Genomic DNA, 15788 nt, shown 5'->3' with positions numbered 1-15788 from the left:
GGAGCGGATCGCATGCCCATCGCAACTCCCGAGGTCTACAACGAGATGCTGGACCGGGCCAAGGCGGGCAAGTTCGCCTACCCGGCCATCAACGTCACCTCGTCGCAGACCCTGCACGCCGCGCTGCGTGGTTTCGCCGAGGCCGAGAGCGACGGCATCATCCAGATCTCGACCGGTGGCGCGGAGTTCCTGGGCGGCCAGCACAACAAGGACATGGTGACCGGAGCGGTCGCGCTCGCCGAGTTCGCGCACATCGTCGCCGCCAAGTACGACATCACCGTCGCGCTGCACACCGACCACTGCCCGAAGGACAAGCTGGACGGCTACGTCCGCCCGCTGCTGGCGGTCTCCGCCGAGCGCGTGGCCAAGGGCGAGAACCCGCTGTTCCAGTCGCACATGTGGGACGGCTCGGCCGAGACCCTCGCCGACAACCTGGCGATCGCCCAGGAGCTGCTGGCCCAGGCCGCCGCCGCCAAGATCATCCTCGAGGTCGAGATCACCCCGACCGGCGGCGAGGAGGACGGCGTCACCCACGAGATCAACGACGAGCTGTACACCACCGTCAACGACGCCGTGCGCACCGCCGAGGCGCTGGGCCTGGGCGAGAAGGGCCGCTACCTGCTGGCCGCCTCGTTCGGCAACGTGCACGGCGTGTACAAGCCGGGCAACGTCGTGCTGAAGCCGGAGCTGCTGCGCGAGCTGCAGGACGCGATCGGCAAGCAGTACGGCAAGACCGACCCGTTCGACTTCGTCTTCCACGGCGGCTCGGGCTCCACCGCCGAGGAGATCGCCACCGCGCTGGAGAACGGCGTCGTGAAGATGAACCTGGACACCGACACCCAGTACGCCTTCACCCGCCCGGTGGCCGGCCACATGTTCGCCAACTACGACGGCGTGCTGAAGGTCGACGGCGAGGTCGGCAAGAAGAACACCTACGACCCCCGCACCTGGGGCAAGCTGGCCGAGGCCGGCATGGCCGCCCGCGTGTTCGAGGCCGCCGAGCAGCTGCGCTCGGCCGGCAAGCGCCTGAAGTGACGAACGCCCGGAGCGACGGGCACCCGCAGTGACGGGCGCCTGAAGTGACGAGTGCCCCCGGTGGATGATCCACCGGGGGCACGGTCACGTCCGGGTCCCTACAGCTCGGACGACGGCTTGAGCTCCGCGTACGCCTCGGCGCTGCTGTCCTTCAGGAACTGCCAGCAGCGGGCCTCCTCCTCGGTCTCCTTGATCGCGCCGGCCGCCCGGGCGAGCCCCGCCAGGCAGCGCAGGAAGCCGCGGTTGCCGCGGTGGTCCCACGGCACCGGGCCGTGGCCCTTCCAGCCGTTGCGGCGCAGCGCGTCCAGGCCGCGGTGGTAGCCGGTGCGGGCGTAGGCATAGGACTCGACGTAACGGCCGGCCACGTAGGCGTCGTCGGCGAGCATGGCCCAGGCGAGGCAGAAGCCGGGGAAGTCGGCGGCCACCTGGGTCGGTGAGGCCGACTCCTCCGCCAGCATCCGGTAGGGCTGCTCATCCTCCGGCAGGAGGGTCGGTTCGGGGCCGTCGAGAAGATTCCTGTGAATCGCCATGGGGTGCAGTCTGCCATCCGGTGCCCTGGGGTCAACCGCCCGGCCGTGACCGTGCGCCCCGCGAGCGGTCGGTGCCGGACGGTCACCACGGTCCCGCCGGGAACAGGCGTCTGCATACCCCGTATGTAGACATTCACCCATTCGCATGCCAAGGTGTCGGTCGTGCCCGCAGCCAGACCCGCCCGCCGGCGAGCCGCTCCACCCAGCAGCGCTCGCGGCGGCCGCCGACGCCGTCGGGCGCGCCGCGGGATCAAGCCTGGCATGCTCACGGCACTGGTGCTCTCCGTCCTGCTGCTGGGCACCGCGGCCTTCGCCCTGAGCCGGGGCGCGGACACCCCGGCCCCGGCCCCGACCGCCCAGGCCCGGCTCGCCCCGCCCGCCGAACAGTCGACCGGCGCCACCCCGACGACACCGGCGGCCCCCACCCCGACGGACACCCCCACGCCCACCCCGACCGCGCCGGACCCCGGCCCCACCAAGGGCTCGGGCACCTTCAGCATCGCCCCCGCCAGCGCCAAGGCCGTCGGCCGTGGCACCGTGCGCCGGTACCGGGTGGAGGTCGAGGACGGCATCGGCATCGACGCCGCGTCCGCCGCCGCCCAGATCCACGGCATCCTCGGCGACCGCCGCGGCTGGACCAACGACCGCAAGAACGCCTTCCAGCTGGTCGCGGGCGGCTCCTACGACTTCACCGTGAAGATCGCCTCCCCGGCCACCGTGGACAAGCTCTGCGGCGCCTCCGGCCTGGACACCCACGGCGAGGTCAACTGCAACGTCGGCAACCAGGTGCTGGTCAACTCCAAGCGCTGGAACACCGGTTCACCCCAGTTCAGCGGCCCGCTGGACGAGTACCGGGCGCTGATCGTCAACCACGAGGTCGGCCACCGGATCGGCCACGGGCACGAGACCTGCCCCGGCCCCGGCAAGCCCGCCCCCGCGATGATGCAGCAGATCTACGGCCTCAAGGGCTGCGCGCCGAACGCCTGGCCGTACTCGGCCGAGGGCACCTACCTGAGCGGCCCGGCCGTCCCGTAGCCGGCCCTCCCCCAGCCGGCCCTCCCGTCGCCGGCCGCCCCCAGCCGGTCGTCCCGTCGCCGGCCCGTCCGTTCAAGGCGCGGACCGGAACGGAGTTGAGACCTGATCGCCGGACAGCCGGGACCTCGACGACCTAGCCTGCGATCATGACCGCTGCCCACCGCCGAAGGCTCACCGCCGTGTTCGCCGCCGCCGGGATCACCCTCGGCGCCGCCGCCTGCTCGTCCTCCGCCGGGGGCGTTCCAGGGCCCGGCGCGCTCTCCTACGACACCGTCCGCTCGACCGCCGAGAAGCTGCAGACGGACAAGCAGGACACCTGCCCCTTCGACCTCGACCTCGCCAAGGCCCTGAAGGCGGCCGGGATCCCCGGCGGCATCACCCCCGACCACGAGGGCGGGCATGCCGTCCAGGGCAGCGTCGGCGACGGCCTGCCCCCGCAGCCGTGGCCGTCCGGCGCGAGCCATCCGGCATCCATGCCGTCCGTCCCGGCCACTCCCCCGCACGCCGACATCATCTGCGCGTACCGGGCCGGTACGACCGGGCTGAACATCGAGCTGTTCGCCGTCCCGCAGCCCGGGACCGCCGTCAACATGCTGCTCCCGGGCATCCAGCGGGCCGCGCAGCTCAGCGTGGCCGGGCTCCAGCAGTTCGCCACCGAGCAGCCGGGCCCCGGCCAGACCAGGCTCGTCGGCAAGGGGACCGCGGCGCTCGCCCGGATCGCGCCCAAGGGCGAGGGGGACATCGTCCTGATGCTGTCCCAGGACACCGGCAGCGGCGAGCCGGACCGGGGCCTCACCGGCGAACCCCTGCGCAAGGCCGCCGAGAACCTGGTCGGCCAGCTCCGCTAGCCCAGGACCGGCAGGTACTCCCCCAGGTCGCTGCGCTCGCCGGAGGCGGACACGTCGTGGTCCGCCACCGCTGCCGCCCACGGCACCCGGCCGGTGGCGAGCCGGATCCAGGTCAGCGGGTCGGTCTCGACCACGTTGGGCGGGGTGCCGCGGGTGTGCCGGGGGCCCTCGACGGCCTGCACGACGGCGTACGGCGGGATCCGCAGCTCGACCGCCCCGCCGGGGGCCCGGGCGGCCAGGGCGTCGGCGAGCAGCCGGGTGACGGCGGCGAGGGCCTGGCGGTCGTGCGGGAAGGCGTCGAGGCCGAGGGCGGCGGCCAGGTCGTCGGCGTGCACCACGGTCTCGACGAGCCGGGTGACCAGCATGTCGGCGAGCGTCATCGAGCCGAGCCGGATCTCGAACCGCCGCGCCGGGTCGGCGGCTTCGGGCCTCGCCAGCAGCCCGGTCAACGCCTCGGCGGCGCGCCCGAAGGCCGCCGCGACCGTGGCCGCGTCCCCGTCGAAGTCCGTCGCGGCCCGCTCCCGGGCCTGCTCGTCCAGCAGCGGCGCCACCGTGCCGACCGCCGCCACCCAGCCCGTCAGGTCGAGCGGCGGGCGCCCCTGCAACGGGTCGTCCAGGTGCGCGGGGACGTAGTCCAGCTGGACGGCCAGGTGCGCGAGCAACTCCCGCACCCGCCAGTCCCCCAGCCTGGTCGGCAGGTCCAACTGCCCGTCGCCGAGGCCGTCCACGGCGGCGCGCAGCGCCCCGGTCTGGGCGGCCAGCGCGGCACGGACCTTCTGCGGCTGGTACGTACGGGACTTGGCAGGCATGGGGCCCAACATACGCCTGGGGCCCGTCTTCAAACGCCCGGCAGGCGGGAGTTTGAAGACGGGCCCCTGTGGGCGGACGGTTCGGTTGAACCGCCCGCCCCTCGGTACGGCCCGATCAGGCCAGCAGGGCCTCGATGACGCCGGTGTGGGCGTCCTTCAGCTCGGCCAGCGTGACGCTGAACTGCCCCTGGACGTCGATGCTGTCGCCGTCCACGACACCGATCCGGGTGGCCGGCAGGCCACGCGCGGTGCACATGTCGTTGAAGCGGAGCTCCTCGCTGCGCGGCACCGCCACGAGGGCGCGGCCGGCCGACTCCGAGAACAGCAGGACGAACGGGTCGGTGCCCGCGGGCACGACGATCCGCGCGCCGTGACCGCCCTTGAGGCAGCTCTCCACGAGCGCCTGGCCGAGGCCGCCGTCGGAGAGGTCGTGCGCGGCGTCGATCATGCCGTCGCGCGAGGCGGCGATCAGGATGTCGCCGAGCAGCCGCTCGCGCTCCAGGTCCACCGCGGGCGGCAGGCCGCCGAGGTGGTCGTGGACGACCTGCGACCAGGCCGAGCCGCCGAGCTCGTCCGCGGTGTCGCCGAGCAGGTAGAGCAGCTGCCCCTCCTCGGCGAAGGCGACCGGGGTGCGCCGGGTGACGTCGTCGATGACGCCGAGCACCGCGACCACCGGGGTCGGGTGGATGGCGACCTCGCCGGTCTGGTTGTACAGCGAGACGTTGCCGCCGGTCACCGGGGTGCCGAGCACCAGGCAGGCGTCGGCCAGGCCGCGGGTGGCCTCGGCGAACTGCCACATGACGTCCGGGTCCTCGGGGGAGCCGAAGTTGAGGCAGTCGGAGACGGCGAGCGGCTTGGCGCCGCCGGCCGCGACGTTGCGGTAGGCCTCGGCCAGGGCCAGCTGGGCGCCGGTGTACGGGTCCAGCTTGGCGTAGCGGCCGTTGCCGTCGGTGGCGACCGAGACGCCGAGGTTGGTCTCGTCGTCGATCCGGATCATGCCCGAGTCCTCGCCGTGCGAGAGCACGGTGTTGCCGAGCACGTAGCGGTCGTACTGGTCGGTGATCCAGGACTTGGAGGCCTGGTTCGGGTGGCTCGCGACCTTCAGCAGGTCGGCCTTGAGGCCCTCGCCGGTGGTCGGACGGGCCAGCCGCTCGGCGGTGGGGGCGTCGGCCTGGAGCGCGTCCTGCCAGCTCGGGCGGGCGTAGGGGCGCTCGTAGGTCGGGCCCTCGTGGGCGACGGTGCGCGGGGGCACGTCCACCACGAGCTCGCCGTGCCAGAAGATCTCCAGGCGCTCGCCGTCGGTCACCTCACCGATGACGTTGGCGATGACGTCCCACTTCTCGCAGATCTCCAGGAAGCGGGCGACCTTGTCGGGCTCGACGATCGCGCACATGCGCTCCTGCGACTCGCTCATGAGGATCTCCTCCGGCGAGAGCGTGTGGTCGCGCAGGTGCACGGTGTCGAGGTCGATCCGCATGCCGCCGGAGCCGGCCGAGGCCAGCTCGCTGGTGGCGCAGGAGAGACCGGCGCCGCCGAGGTCCTGGATGCCCTTGACGAGCTTCTCCCGGAAGATCTCCAGGGTGCACTCGATCAGGAGCTTCTCCTGGAACGGGTCGCCGACCTGGACGGCCGGGCGCTTGGCCGGCTTGGTGTCGTCGAAGGTCTCGGAGGCCAGCACCGAGACGCCGCCGATGCCGTCGCCGCCGGTGCGGGCGCCGTACAGGATGACCTTGTTGCCGGCTCCGGAGGCCTGCGCGAGGTGGATGTCCTCGTGCTTCATGACGCCCACGCACAGGGCGTTGACCAGCGGGTTGCCCTGGTAGCAGGAGTCGAAGACGACCTCGCCGCCGATGTTCGGCAGGCCCAGGCAGTTGCCGTAGCCGCCGATGCCCGCGACGATGCCGGGCAGCACGCGCCGGGTGTCCGGGTGGTCGGCCGCACCGAAGCGCAGCGGGTCCATCACGGCGACCGGGCGGGCGCCCATCGCCAGGATGTCGCGCACGATGCCGCCGATGCCGGTGGCCGCGCCCTGGTAGGGCTCGATGTACGAGGGGTGGTTGTGCGACTCGACCTTGAAGGTCACCGCGTAGCCCTGGCCGACGTCGACCACACCGGCGTTCTCGCCGATGCCGACGAGCATCGCGTCCGAATCCGGCTTCTTCTCGCCGAACTGCTTCAGGTGGACCTTGCTGCTCTTGTACGAACAGTGCTCGGACCACATGACCGAGTACATCGCGAGTTCGGCGCCGGTCGGGCGGCGGCCGAGAATCTCCCGGATGCGCGCGTACTCGTCCTCCTTGAGGCCGAGTTCGGCCCACGGCTGGGCGGCGTCCGGGGTCTGCTCGGCGTTCTTGACGGTGTCGAGGCTCATCAGGCGTTCACCAGCTGCTTCAGGACGGAAGTGAAGAAGCCCAGGCCCTCGGTGGTCGGACCGGTGAGCGACTCCACGGCGTGCTCCGGGTGCGGCATCAGGCCGACGACATTGCCGGCGGCGTTGGTGATGCCGGCGATGTCGCGGTACGAACCGTTCGGGTTGACGTCGAGGTAACGGGCCACGACCCGGCCCTCGGCCTCGAGTTCGTCCAGGACGTGCGTGTCGGCGACGAAGCGGCCCTCGCCGTTCTTCAGCGGGACGACGATTTCCTGGCCGGCCGAGTAATCCCGGGTCCAGGCGGTCTCCGCGTTCTCGATGCGCAGCTTCTGGTCGCGGCAGATGAAGTGCAGCGAGTCGTTCCGGGTGAGCGCGCCGGGCAGCAGGTGCGATTCGCACAGCACCTGGAAGCCGTTGCAGATACCCAGCACGGGCATTCCGAGCCGGGCCTGCTCGATGACGGTCTCCATCACCGGCGAGAAGCGGGAGATCGCGCCGCAGCGCAGATAGTCGCCGTAACTGAATCCGCCGGGCAGGACGACGGCGTCGACCTGGTGGAGATCCTTGTCACGGTGCCAGAGGGCGACCGGCTCCGCGCCGGCCAGGCGGACCGCGCGCTGGGCGTCGCGGTCGTCGAGGGATCCGGGGAAAGTGACGACGCCTACGCGGGTGGTCACTTCACCTCCTCCTCGACCCGGACGGTGAAGTCCTCGATCACGGTGTTGGCGAGAAAGGTCTCGGCGGCTTCGCGGATACGGGCGAGCGCGGCGTCGTCGACCGGACCCTCCAGCTCCAGCTCGAAACGCTTGCCCTGGCGGACGTCGGCGATCCCGGTGAATCCGAGACGGGGCAGTGCACGCTGCACCGCCTGTCCCTGGGGGTCGAGGATCTCCGGCTTGAGCATGACGTCGACTACGACGCGTGCCACTGGCACTCCCGGTGGTGTCTTCGGTGAGGCGGGGGAACTCCAGACTACCGGCCGTTCGGGGCAGGATTGCTGGCCGGGGAGGGTGACGCGCGTAGACCCAGGACCCTTACGACACAAGGGATCCAGCACCCCCACCCCCCGCGCGACCCGACCCGTTTCCCAGGATTCGCGGACCCGAACCGCGACACCCGAAGAACACCCGAATACGGCACTTGGGGACAGACCCGCCCGTCCCGCACGCCGGTATCCCGCAGTCCCGCGAAGACTCGTGAATATCCGGAAAAGAATGCCGAACTCTTCGATTTCGACCCCCTTCGGGTGCAGAATAGGGCCACCTGTCGCGGCAAGTGCTGCGTATCCGGCGGGCCACCCGGCCTGCCCGTGTGCGCTTGCGCGAGTTGGTGCACATCAGGCCCCCGGACGCACTCCGCGAACCGGCGGTCGAATTGCCCGAGAGGATTGACACCCATGGCTCAGCGTGTAGTTGTCACGCTCTCCGACGACCTGGACGGCGGTGCCGCCGCGGAAACCGTCCACTTCGGCGTCGACGGGAAGTCGTACGAGATCGACCTGTCCGTGGACAACGCGGAAAAGCTGCGGGAGGCCCTCGCTCCGTTCGTCGCGGCCGGCCGTCGCCAAAGCCGCACCGGAAAGTCCTTCCGCCGCACCGCGCTCACCCCGGACCCGGCCGCCGTCCGCGCCTGGGCCCAGTCGCACGGCTTGGAGCTGCCGGCCCGGGGCCGCATCCCCAAGCACGTGTACGAGGAGTTCGCCGCGGCGAACTGACCCCGTCGGGGCACCGCCCCGGTCGCCCTGCCCGCCTGGACCGAAAGGGTGGGGCGACCACCCCGAACGATGCTGTAGAGTAATCCTCGTCGCCGCAACGGAGAGATCCGAAGAGGCGGCGGGTGCCCCACCAGGCACCGCGCGGACGTGGCTCAGTTGGTAGAGCATCACCTTGCCAAGGTGAGGGTCGCGAGTTCGAATCTCGTCGTCCGCTCGCAGTGCGCGAGCACAGCACAACTCAATATCTTGACCCTGCGGACGTGGCTCAGTTGGTAGAGCATCACCTTGCCAAGGTGAGGGTCGCGAGTTCGAATCTCGTCGTCCGCTCCAGAACGAAGGCCCCCTCGATCGAGGGGGCCTTCGGCGTATTCCCGCACTTCCTCCCCTACTCCTCCCCATGACATTTGTCATCGCCGACCCGTGGATCCGCACCGCCGGTTCATGACGGCGCGCACTGCCCGCGCGGCCGGGCCGGCGGAAGGCTTGAGGCATGGAGAAGAGCCAGCCAGCCCGCCCCGGCGACAGCGTGATCGAGGTCACCGACCTGCACCGCCACTACGGCACCGGCGCCACCGAGTACCACGCCGTCCGCGGCGTCGACCTGACCGTCGGCCGCGGCGAGCTGTTCGCCCTGCTCGGCACCAACGGCGCCGGCAAGACCTCCACCATGGAGGTCATCGAGGGCCTGGCCGCGCCCGGCGGGGGCACCGTCCGGGTGCTCGGCCACGACCCCTTCAAGGAGCGCACCGCCGTCCGGCCGCGGATCGGCATCATGCTCCAGGAGGGCGGCTTCCCCGGCGAACTCACCGCCGCCGAGACCGGCCGCACCTGGGCCGGGGTGACCAGCGGCGCCCGCCCGGTCGCGGAGGCCCTGGACCTGGTCGGCCTCGGCCACCGCGCCGACGTCCGGGTCAAGCAGCTCTCCGGCGGCGAACGGCGCCGGCTCGACCTCGCGATGGCCCTGCTCGGCCGTCCCGAAGTGCTGTTCCTGGACGAGCCCAGCACCGGCCTCGACCCGGAGGCGCGCGCCGCCGTCTGGCGGCTGGTGCGCGAACTGCGCGCCCAGGGCACCACGGTGCTGCTCACCACCCACTACCTGGAGGAGGCCGAGGAGCTCGCCGACCGGCTCGCCATCATGCACGGCGGCCGGGTCGTCACCACCGGCACCGTCGCCGAGGTGATCGCCGGCCGGCCCTCCCGGATCACCTTCGAACTCCCCGAGTTCACCGGCAGCGCGCTGCCCGTCCTGCCCGGGGCCGAGGTCACCGTCGACGGCCGCAAGGTCACCGTGCAGAGCACCGGTCTCCAGGACACCCTCACCGACCTGCTCGGCTGGGCCCGGCACCACGGAATCGCCCTCGGCGCCCTGGACGCCCGCAGCGCCTCGCTGGAGGAGGCCTTCCTGGCCATCGCCTCCGAGGCCGCCCACCAGGCCCCACCGCGCACCACACCGCCTTCAGGGCCCACCCGTCCCGCCCGCCGCCGCCTGATCGGATCCGCCCGATGACCACCGCCGCCACCACCGCCACGGGTGCCCCGAGCACCACCGCCGGCCGGCTGTTCGCCCTCGGCCGCGCCGAGGCCACCCTGCTGCTGCGCAACCGCACCGCGCTCTTCACCGCCGTGGTGCTGCCGGTGGTGCTGATCAGCACCCTGCGCGGAATGCTCAGGAAGCAGGCCGAGAACACCCCCGGGCTGGACGTCGACTCACTGCTGGTCTACGGCTCGGTCGGGATGATCCTGACCTTCGTCGTCTACTACAACCTGACCGCCGCGTACGTCGGGCGGCGCGGCGAGCTGGTGCTCAAGCGACTGCGCACCGGCGAGGCCAGGGACCTGGAGATCCTGCTCGGCACCGCCGTCCCCTCGCTCGTCCTCGGCCTGCTGATGGCCGCCCTGATCGGGATCGGCGGCAGCCTCGGCCTGCACCTGGCCGTGCCGGTCAACCCGCTGCTGATGCTGGTCGGCCTGGTGCTGACCCTGGCCACCATGATCGCCCTGGCCGCGCTCTCCAGCGCCTTCACCAAGACCGTGGAGAGCGCGGGCATCACCACCCTGCCGGTCATGCTGGTCATGCAGTTCGGCTCCGGCCTGTTCGTCCCGCTGGAGGTCATGCCCTCGCAGCTGGCCGACATCTGCCGCCTGCTGCCGACCACCCCGGCCTTCCAGCTGATCCGGGTCGGCTGGTTCGGCACCGACGGCTCGGCCGCCCCGACCGGCTTCCTCGGCAGCTGGGGCGCCGCCGCCCCGTACCTGGTCACCGGTACGGTCTGGCTCGGCCTGGCGGTCTGGGGCGCGGTCCGCTACTTCCGCTGGGAGCCGCGGCGCTGACCTGGGTGGAATCCGAAGGGCCCCTCCCCGTTCGACCTCTGATATGAAGGCAGCGACACGATCGTGATCAGACGGGGAGCACTGCGATGGTCCGGGGGCCTATCCGCCGCTGGAAGGGCTACGGCAAGCCGCAACGCGCCGAGCTGTACTTCCGCTGGTCGCTCTACCTGATGGCGTGGTTCATGCTGCCGCTGAACCTGCTGGCCATCGCCTCCTCGATGCGGAACACGGGTGCGACGGCCGCCACCCAGGTCGCCCTGGTCCTGCCCCTCGCCTCGGTCCTGGTCACCCTCCGGGCCTACCGCACCTCGCTGGATCACTACCTGGGGCGGCCCAGCACCCACCGGCGCTGGCTGATCGTCAACACCGTCCTCACGGTGGCCGGTTCCTGGGCCGTGCTGCTACTCGGCCCGTCCTCCGACGGGGTGTCGTCCCATCCCGGCCCACCGTTCACCGCAGTGGTCGCCGCCACCCTGGTGAGCGCGACCGCGGGCCCCGCGGGGGTGGGTCTGCGGTTGCGCTGGGCCTTCCTCGCCGGAGCCGCGCTACCGCTCGCGCTCGCCCCCGCGATGCTGCTGGCCGGCATCAGCCCCGCCGTCACCACGGGATGGCTGGTCGGCGCGGCCATCGGCACGCTCATCCTGATCGGCAGCTGCCGCAGCTTCGCCTGGGTGACCGCCATCGTCTGGGAGCTGGACGCCGCCCGCGAGGCGCAGTCCCGACTGGCCGTCGCCGAGGAGCGGCTGCGCTTCTCCCGCGACCTGCACGACGTGATGGGCCGCAACCTCACCACCATCGCGCTGAAGAGCGAACTCGCTGTCCAGCTCGCCCGGCGCGGGCGCCCGGAGGCCGCCGAGCAGATGGCCGAGGTGCAGAAGATCGCCCAGGATTCGCAGCGTGAGGTCCGGGACGTCATTCGCGGCTACCGCACCGCCGACCTGCACGCCGAGGCGATCGGTGCCCGGGCGGTGCTGCGCTCCGCCGACATCGCCTGCGAGATCGACCTCGGCGAGAACGCCGACCGGCTGCCGCTGGCGGTCCAATCGGTGCTCGGCTGGGTGATCCGCGAGGCCACCACCAACGTGTTGCGGCACAGCGAGGCCGCCCACTGCCTGATCCGGCTGCGGCGGGAGGACGGCCGGGCAGTGCTGGAGCTGGAGAACGACGGCGTGCCGGAGGTCCCGATCCCCTCCCAGGGCGCCGGCACCGGGCTGCGCGGCCTGCGCGAACGGCTGGCCGCCCACGACGGTGAACTGACCGTCCCGACGGCCGTGCCGGGCACCTTCCGGGTGCTCGCCGCCGTACCGCTCCGAACCCCGTAACCGAGGAAGGCCGCCCGATGACCGAGAACACCGCGCCCGTCCGCGTCCTGCTCGCCGACGACGAGCACCTGATCCGCGGCGCACTGGCCGCGCTGCTCTCGCTGGAGGACGACATCGAGGTGGTCGCCCAGGCCGGCTCCGGCCCGGAGGCGCTGGCGATGGCTCGGTCGCACCGGCCGGACATCGCGGTGCTGGACCTGCAGATGCCCGGCAAGGACGGCATCGAGGTGGCCAGCGAGCTGCGCCGGCTGCTGCCGGAGTGCCGCTGCATGATCGTCACCGGCCACGGCCGGCCCGGCTACCTGAAGCGGGCACTGGAGGTCGGGGTGCGCGGCTTCCTGCCGAAGACCGTCTCCGCGGCCGACCTGGCCGGCATCATCCGCACCGTGCGCTCCGGCGGCCGGTACGTGGACCCGGAGCTGGCGGCGGACGCGATCAGTGCCGGGGAGACCCCGCTGACCCCGCGCGAGACGGACGTCCTGGAGCTGGCCGCGGACGGCACCCCGATCGCGGAGATCGCCGAGCGGGCCGCGCTGTCCCAGGGCACCGTGCGCAACTACCTGTCCTCGGCGGCCACCAAGCTGGGCGCGGAGAACCGGCACGCGGCGGTGCGGATCGCCCGCGAGCACGGCTGGATCTAGCGGCCGTGCCCGCGGGCGGTCGGGGAGGTCACACCCAGCTGGTGCCGGTCAGCCGCTCGTACACCTCGATGTACTTGGCGCGGGTCCGCTCGACCAGCTCGGCGGGCAGCTCCGGCGGCGGCTGCTCGCTGTAGCGGTCCCAGCCGGAGGCCGGGGAGACCAGCCAGTCGCGGATCAGCTGCTTGTCGAAGGACGCCTGCGAGCGGCCCGGCTCGTACTCGTCGGCCGGCCAGTAGCGGGAGGAGTCCGGGGTGAGCACCTCGTCGCCGATGATCAGCTCGCCGTCCAGCAGGCCGAACTCGAACTTGGTGTCGGCCAGGATGATGCCGCGGTCGCGGGCGATGTCGCGGGCCCGGGAGTAGACGTCCAGGGTGGTGCGGCGGACCTGGTTGGCCAGCTCGGCGCCGATCCGGCGGGCGGTCTCCTCGTAGGGGACGTTCTCGTCGTGCTCACCGACCTCGGCCTTGAGGGCCGGGGTGTAGATCGGGGCGGGCAGCTCGGAGCTGTTCTCCAGGCCCTCCGGCAGGGCGATGCCGCAGACCGTGCGGCTCTCCCGGTACTCGGTCAGGCCGGAGCCGGCCAGGTAGCCGCGGGCGACCGCCTCGACCGGGATCATGTCCAGGCTCTTGCAGATCAGCGTGCGGCCCTTCCAGTCGGCGGGGGCGCCGGCCGGGACCTCGGTGGAGATCACGTGGTTGGGGACGATGTCGGCGATCCGCTCGAACCACCACAGCGAGAGCTGGGTGAGCACCCGGCCCTTGTCCGGGATCTCGTTCGGCAGCACCCAGTCGTGGGCGGACGTCCGGTCGCTGGCCACCATCACCAGCTCGCCCGCCTCGGTGCGGTACAGGTCGCGCACCTTGCCGGTGTGCAGGTGGACCAGGCCGGGTACCAGGACCGGCTCGGGCTTGGTGACAAATCCGCTCAAGGTGTTCAGTCCTCAGGGGTCGTTCACGGGCGTGGGGCACCCGCGAAAGGGGAGGTCACTGCTCCCGCAGTCTTTCACGCCCGCCCGGCCCCGGTTCCTGCGGAGCCGGAGCTCGGCTCCTGCGCAGCCCGGACTCAGTTCTTGCAGAGGCGGTCCAGCAGGTTGGCGGTGGCCCGCTGGACCCGTTCGTCGGTGAGCCCGGGGCGGCCGAGGGCGGGCGACCAGGCGAAGGTGCCGGCCGCGAAGACGTACGCGCCGCTGGGCGCCCGGTACAGCGAGGTCTCCTGGTAGCGGGTGCGGCCGGCCAGGTCCCGGTACGGCGAGTGGGCCAGCAGCACCCGCTCGGCGTGCTCGGGCAGCGCGACCTTCGGGTAGTACCGGTCGGCCTCCCCCGCGACCAGGCCGGGCAGCTCGTCGCCCTCCTGCAGCCCGGTGCCGTCCCACAGCCAGTGCGCGGTGTGCCGGGCGACCAGCGGTACGGGCGCGGCGACCCGGCCCGAGTACTGCACCCCGAGCAGGTGCTGCTCGGGCTCACCGGCGTCCCGCCACAGCGCGCTGGCCGCGCCGGGCACCCCGGCGGCCGGGCTGCCCGGCCCGACCTTCTGCCGCTTGCGGCAGTTGAGCAGCCGGTGGGGCTCGCCGGAGGCGGCGGCGGTCAGTTCGACCCGCCAGTACATGGTGTTGGCGGACAGGAAGACCAGCGAGGTGCCGCCGTCCCGGGCCCGCTCGGCGGCCCGGCGCATCGGCTCGGACCAGTACTCGTCGTGGCCGGGGAAGACCAGCGCGCGGTGCTCCCCCGGGTCCACCAGCCCGGCGTGCAGGTCGGTGGCGGTGGCGTAGGAGAGGTCGTAGCCGTAGCGCTCGGCCCAGCGGATGAAGTCGTAGGCGTGGCCGACGTGCAGCGGCAGTCCGGCGGTGGCGTGCGGGCGGTCGAAGGAGACGGTGACGGCCGCCTCGGGCTCGCCGACCAGGCCGCCCCGGCCGTCCCAGGCGTGGTAGAGGCTGGCGCCGGTGCGACCGTCCTCGGGGAACAGGTTGTACGCCTGCCAGGTCACGTCCGGGACCACCAGGAGCAGTTCGGCGGTATGCCCCTGGTCGGCGAAGTCCCTTACGGTGAACGGGATGTGGCTGCGGTGCAGCATGTCCGCGGTGGTCAGCACGGCGACGTACGCGCCGGGCTTCCAGTGCGGCGGGACCTGCAGCCGCCAGGAGTGCCACCAGTGGTGGCAGGAGACCGTCCGCTCGACCACCAGCGGGGCGGGCTGGACCAGCCCGGCGATCAGCGGGCTGGACGTCATGTGGCGGGCGCCGTCGCCGCCGTAGTGGCCGATCCGGTAGACGTCCACGGTGAACTCGCGGGGTGGGTTGACGGTGACCCGGAAGTCCACCGAGCCGCCGGGGCGGACCACCCCGGCCGAGGCGAAGCCCTTGATCTGCTGGTCCACGTCGTTGGAGCTCTGCGGGGTGCCGACCGGCGGCTTGGGCCGCACGCCCGCCGACAGCGGCTGCTGGCCGGGCGCGTCCACCGAGACGTACCAGGGCACGGCGCCCTCGGCCCCGGCCAGGTACTGCTCGGGGCTGCGCAGCCAGGGCAACGGGCCCTGGCCGAAGGGGTCGGAGACGCTGTAAGCGTGCGTGCCCGACTCCCAGCGGCGGTTGAGTTCGGTCCCCACGCGCCCCTCCCAGGTGCACTTCCGTCCGGCTGGCACGTGCCCCCCGGATGTGCGTGCGGTCTAATACACCACACCGTGCTGGCGCTCCGTCACCCCACGGTGGCAATTGGTGTCGGGAATCTTCCGGGCCGTCGGGGCAGGGCCTCCGGCCTGCGGAGACGGCCGGCGGCTGGGGCTCCCGGGGGCGCGTGCCGGGGCACCGAGCGCCGCCCGGGACGGTAGCGACATCAGAGGCGGACGGGTTTCTCCAGCCGGACCTCGGCGGCGTCCAGCCAGGCGCGCAGCGGTCCGTCCTGGCCCTGCTCCACGGCCTGGGCCACCGGGCCGGCCAGGTCGGTGCGGCGGACCCCGCCGAGCAGCAGCACCGGGCCGTCCAGCCAGTCCAGCCCGGGGGCGCCGCCCGCGGTGTCCACGGCGGCGCAGCAGACCATCGCGGTGACGTGGTCGACCAGCAGGTCGCGGCCGGTGCGGTCGGGTTCGAGCAGCGGCGCCGGGGCGGTGGTGCGGGCGAGCTGGGCGGCCAGGGCCGCGGCCAGCTGCTCGCCGTCGCC

The 15788-nt window shown here is 72.4% G+C and carries 15 protein-coding genes, 2 tRNA genes and 1 pseudogene; 10 read left to right on the top strand and 8 right to left on the bottom strand.

What is annotated here, in order from left to right; translation table 11 throughout:
* Positions 1-12: 12 nt before the first annotated feature.
* Entirely contained in the window at positions 13-1035 is a 1023-nt protein-coding gene (fbaA, locus tag BG452_RS29560) for a class II fructose-bisphosphate aldolase (protein ID WP_188307415.1), read from the top strand.
* A 98-nt stretch (positions 1036-1133) separates the two neighbouring features.
* On the opposite strand, the gene BG452_RS29555 is transcribed toward fbaA, so the two are convergent.
* Positions 1134-1565 carry a DUF3151 domain-containing protein gene (locus tag BG452_RS29555; protein WP_188307414.1) on the bottom strand — a complete coding sequence of 144 codons (432 nt, stop codon included), beginning with the start codon at positions 1563-1565 and terminating at the stop codon, positions 1134-1136.
* A 261-nt stretch (positions 1566-1826) separates the two neighbouring features.
* Between BG452_RS29555 and BG452_RS29550 the strand changes: the two genes are divergently transcribed.
* Together BG452_RS29550 and BG452_RS29545 are read left to right on the top strand one after the other, a co-directional pair.
* Entirely contained in the window at positions 1827-2600 is a 774-nt protein-coding gene (locus tag BG452_RS29550) for a DUF3152 domain-containing protein (protein ID WP_188307413.1), read from the top strand.
* 146 nt (positions 2601-2746) lie between these two features.
* Positions 2747-3448: a hypothetical protein gene (locus tag BG452_RS29545; RefSeq protein WP_188307412.1), complete on the top strand. Its 702-nt coding sequence runs from the start codon at positions 2747-2749 to the stop codon at positions 3446-3448.
* On the opposite strand, the gene BG452_RS29540 is transcribed toward BG452_RS29545, so the two are convergent.
* The 4 genes from BG452_RS29540 to purS all read right to left on the bottom strand — a co-directional run bounded on the left by BG452_RS29540 (position 3445) and on the right by purS (position 7556).
* Positions 3445-4257: a maleylpyruvate isomerase family mycothiol-dependent enzyme gene (locus BG452_RS29540; RefSeq protein WP_223242906.1), complete on the bottom strand. Its 813-nt coding sequence runs from the start codon at positions 4255-4257 to the stop codon at positions 3445-3447. The two genes, BG452_RS29545 and BG452_RS29540, sit on opposite strands and share 4 nt — an antisense overlap.
* A gap of 115 nt (positions 4258-4372) precedes the next feature.
* Positions 4373-6628 carry a phosphoribosylformylglycinamidine synthase subunit PurL gene (purL, locus tag BG452_RS29535; RefSeq protein WP_188307410.1) on the bottom strand — a complete coding sequence of 752 codons (2256 nt, stop codon included), beginning with the start codon at positions 6626-6628 and terminating at the stop codon, positions 4373-4375.
* A complete protein-coding gene (gene purQ / locus BG452_RS29530) occupies positions 6628-7305 on the bottom strand; it encodes a phosphoribosylformylglycinamidine synthase subunit PurQ (protein WP_188307409.1) in 678 nt (225 codons plus the stop codon). The genes purL and purQ overlap by 1 nt, the downstream gene beginning before the upstream one ends.
* Complete coding sequence (gene purS / locus BG452_RS29525; protein WP_188307408.1) at positions 7302-7556, bottom strand: phosphoribosylformylglycinamidine synthase subunit PurS; 255 nt, start codon at positions 7554-7556, stop codon at positions 7302-7304. Before purS ends, purQ begins: the two co-directional genes overlap by 4 nt.
* A gap of 468 nt (positions 7557-8024) precedes the next feature.
* Between purS and BG452_RS29520 the strand changes: the two genes are divergently transcribed.
* From BG452_RS29520 to BG452_RS29490, 7 genes are all read left to right on the top strand, one after another.
* Complete coding sequence (locus BG452_RS29520) at positions 8025-8342, top strand: histone-like nucleoid-structuring protein Lsr2 (protein ID WP_188307407.1); 318 nt, start codon at positions 8025-8027, stop codon at positions 8340-8342.
* A 141-nt stretch (positions 8343-8483) separates the two neighbouring features.
* Positions 8484-8556: transfer RNA gene (locus BG452_RS29515), tRNA-Gly, on the top strand.
* A 40-nt stretch (positions 8557-8596) separates the two neighbouring features.
* Positions 8597-8672: transfer RNA gene (locus tag BG452_RS29510), tRNA-Gly, on the top strand.
* Positions 8673-8832: 160 nt separating this feature from the next.
* Positions 8833-9849: an ABC transporter ATP-binding protein gene (locus BG452_RS29505; protein ID WP_188307406.1), complete on the top strand. Its 1017-nt coding sequence runs from the start codon at positions 8833-8835 to the stop codon at positions 9847-9849.
* Positions 9846-10673 carry an ABC transporter permease gene (locus tag BG452_RS29500; protein WP_188307405.1) on the top strand — a complete coding sequence of 276 codons (828 nt, stop codon included), beginning with the start codon at positions 9846-9848 and terminating at the stop codon, positions 10671-10673. Before BG452_RS29505 ends, BG452_RS29500 begins: the two co-directional genes overlap by 4 nt.
* Positions 10674-10759: 86 nt before the next feature.
* Positions 10760-11995: a sensor histidine kinase gene (locus BG452_RS29495; RefSeq protein WP_188307404.1), complete on the top strand. Its 1236-nt coding sequence runs from the start codon at positions 10760-10762 to the stop codon at positions 11993-11995.
* 17 nt (positions 11996-12012) lie between these two features.
* Positions 12013-12636, top strand: coding sequence for a response regulator transcription factor (locus BG452_RS29490; RefSeq protein WP_188307403.1), 624 nt, complete (start codon positions 12013-12015; stop codon positions 12634-12636).
* A 28-nt stretch (positions 12637-12664) separates the two neighbouring features.
* Here the strand turns inward: BG452_RS29490 and BG452_RS29485 are convergent, their stop codons facing one another.
* From BG452_RS29485 to BG452_RS29475, 3 genes and pseudogenes are all read right to left on the bottom strand, one after another.
* A complete protein-coding gene (locus BG452_RS29485; protein ID WP_188307402.1) occupies positions 12665-13564 on the bottom strand; it encodes a phosphoribosylaminoimidazolesuccinocarboxamide synthase in 900 nt (299 codons plus the stop codon).
* A 134-nt stretch (positions 13565-13698) separates the two neighbouring features.
* Positions 13699-15237, bottom strand: a complete 1539-nt coding sequence (locus tag BG452_RS29480; protein WP_188307401.1) for a N,N-dimethylformamidase beta subunit family domain-containing protein — start codon at positions 15235-15237, stop codon at positions 13699-13701.
* A gap of 227 nt (positions 15238-15464) precedes the next feature.
* Positions 15465-15788, bottom strand: a pseudogene (locus BG452_RS29475) (hypothetical protein); the annotation flags it as partial.

This window comes from Streptomyces sp. CBMA123, assembly GCF_014596465.1.
Lineage (GTDB): Bacteria > Actinomycetota > Actinomycetes > Streptomycetales > Streptomycetaceae > Kitasatospora.
This window is presented reverse-complemented; position numbering and strand designations above follow the sequence as displayed.

Excerpts from the sequence above, each read along its gene's own strand:
- fbaA (WP_188307415.1), top strand. The coding sequence starts at position 13 with ATGCCCATCGCAACTCCCGAGGTCTACAACGAGATGCTGGACCGGGCC.
- BG452_RS29555 (WP_188307414.1), bottom strand. The coding sequence starts at position 1,565 with ATGGCGATTCACAGGAATCTTCTCGACGGCCCCGAACCGACCCTCCTG.
- BG452_RS29550 (WP_188307413.1), top strand. The coding sequence starts at position 1,827 with ATGCTCACGGCACTGGTGCTCTCCGTCCTGCTGCTGGGCACCGCGGCC.
- BG452_RS29545 (WP_188307412.1), top strand. The coding sequence starts at position 2,747 with ATGACCGCTGCCCACCGCCGAAGGCTCACCGCCGTGTTCGCCGCCGCC.
- BG452_RS29540 (WP_223242906.1), bottom strand. The coding sequence starts at position 4,257 with ATGCCTGCCAAGTCCCGTACGTACCAGCCGCAGAAGGTCCGTGCCGCG.
- purL (WP_188307410.1), bottom strand. The coding sequence starts at position 6,628 with ATGAGCCTCGACACCGTCAAGAACGCCGAGCAGACCCCGGACGCCGCC.
- BG452_RS29520 (WP_188307407.1), top strand. The coding sequence starts at position 8,025 with ATGGCTCAGCGTGTAGTTGTCACGCTCTCCGACGACCTGGACGGCGGT.
- BG452_RS29505 (WP_188307406.1), top strand. The coding sequence starts at position 8,833 with ATGGAGAAGAGCCAGCCAGCCCGCCCCGGCGACAGCGTGATCGAGGTC.
- BG452_RS29500 (WP_188307405.1), top strand. The coding sequence starts at position 9,846 with ATGACCACCGCCGCCACCACCGCCACGGGTGCCCCGAGCACCACCGCC.
- BG452_RS29495 (WP_188307404.1), top strand. The coding sequence starts at position 10,760 with ATGGTCCGGGGGCCTATCCGCCGCTGGAAGGGCTACGGCAAGCCGCAA.
- BG452_RS29490 (WP_188307403.1), top strand. The coding sequence starts at position 12,013 with ATGACCGAGAACACCGCGCCCGTCCGCGTCCTGCTCGCCGACGACGAG.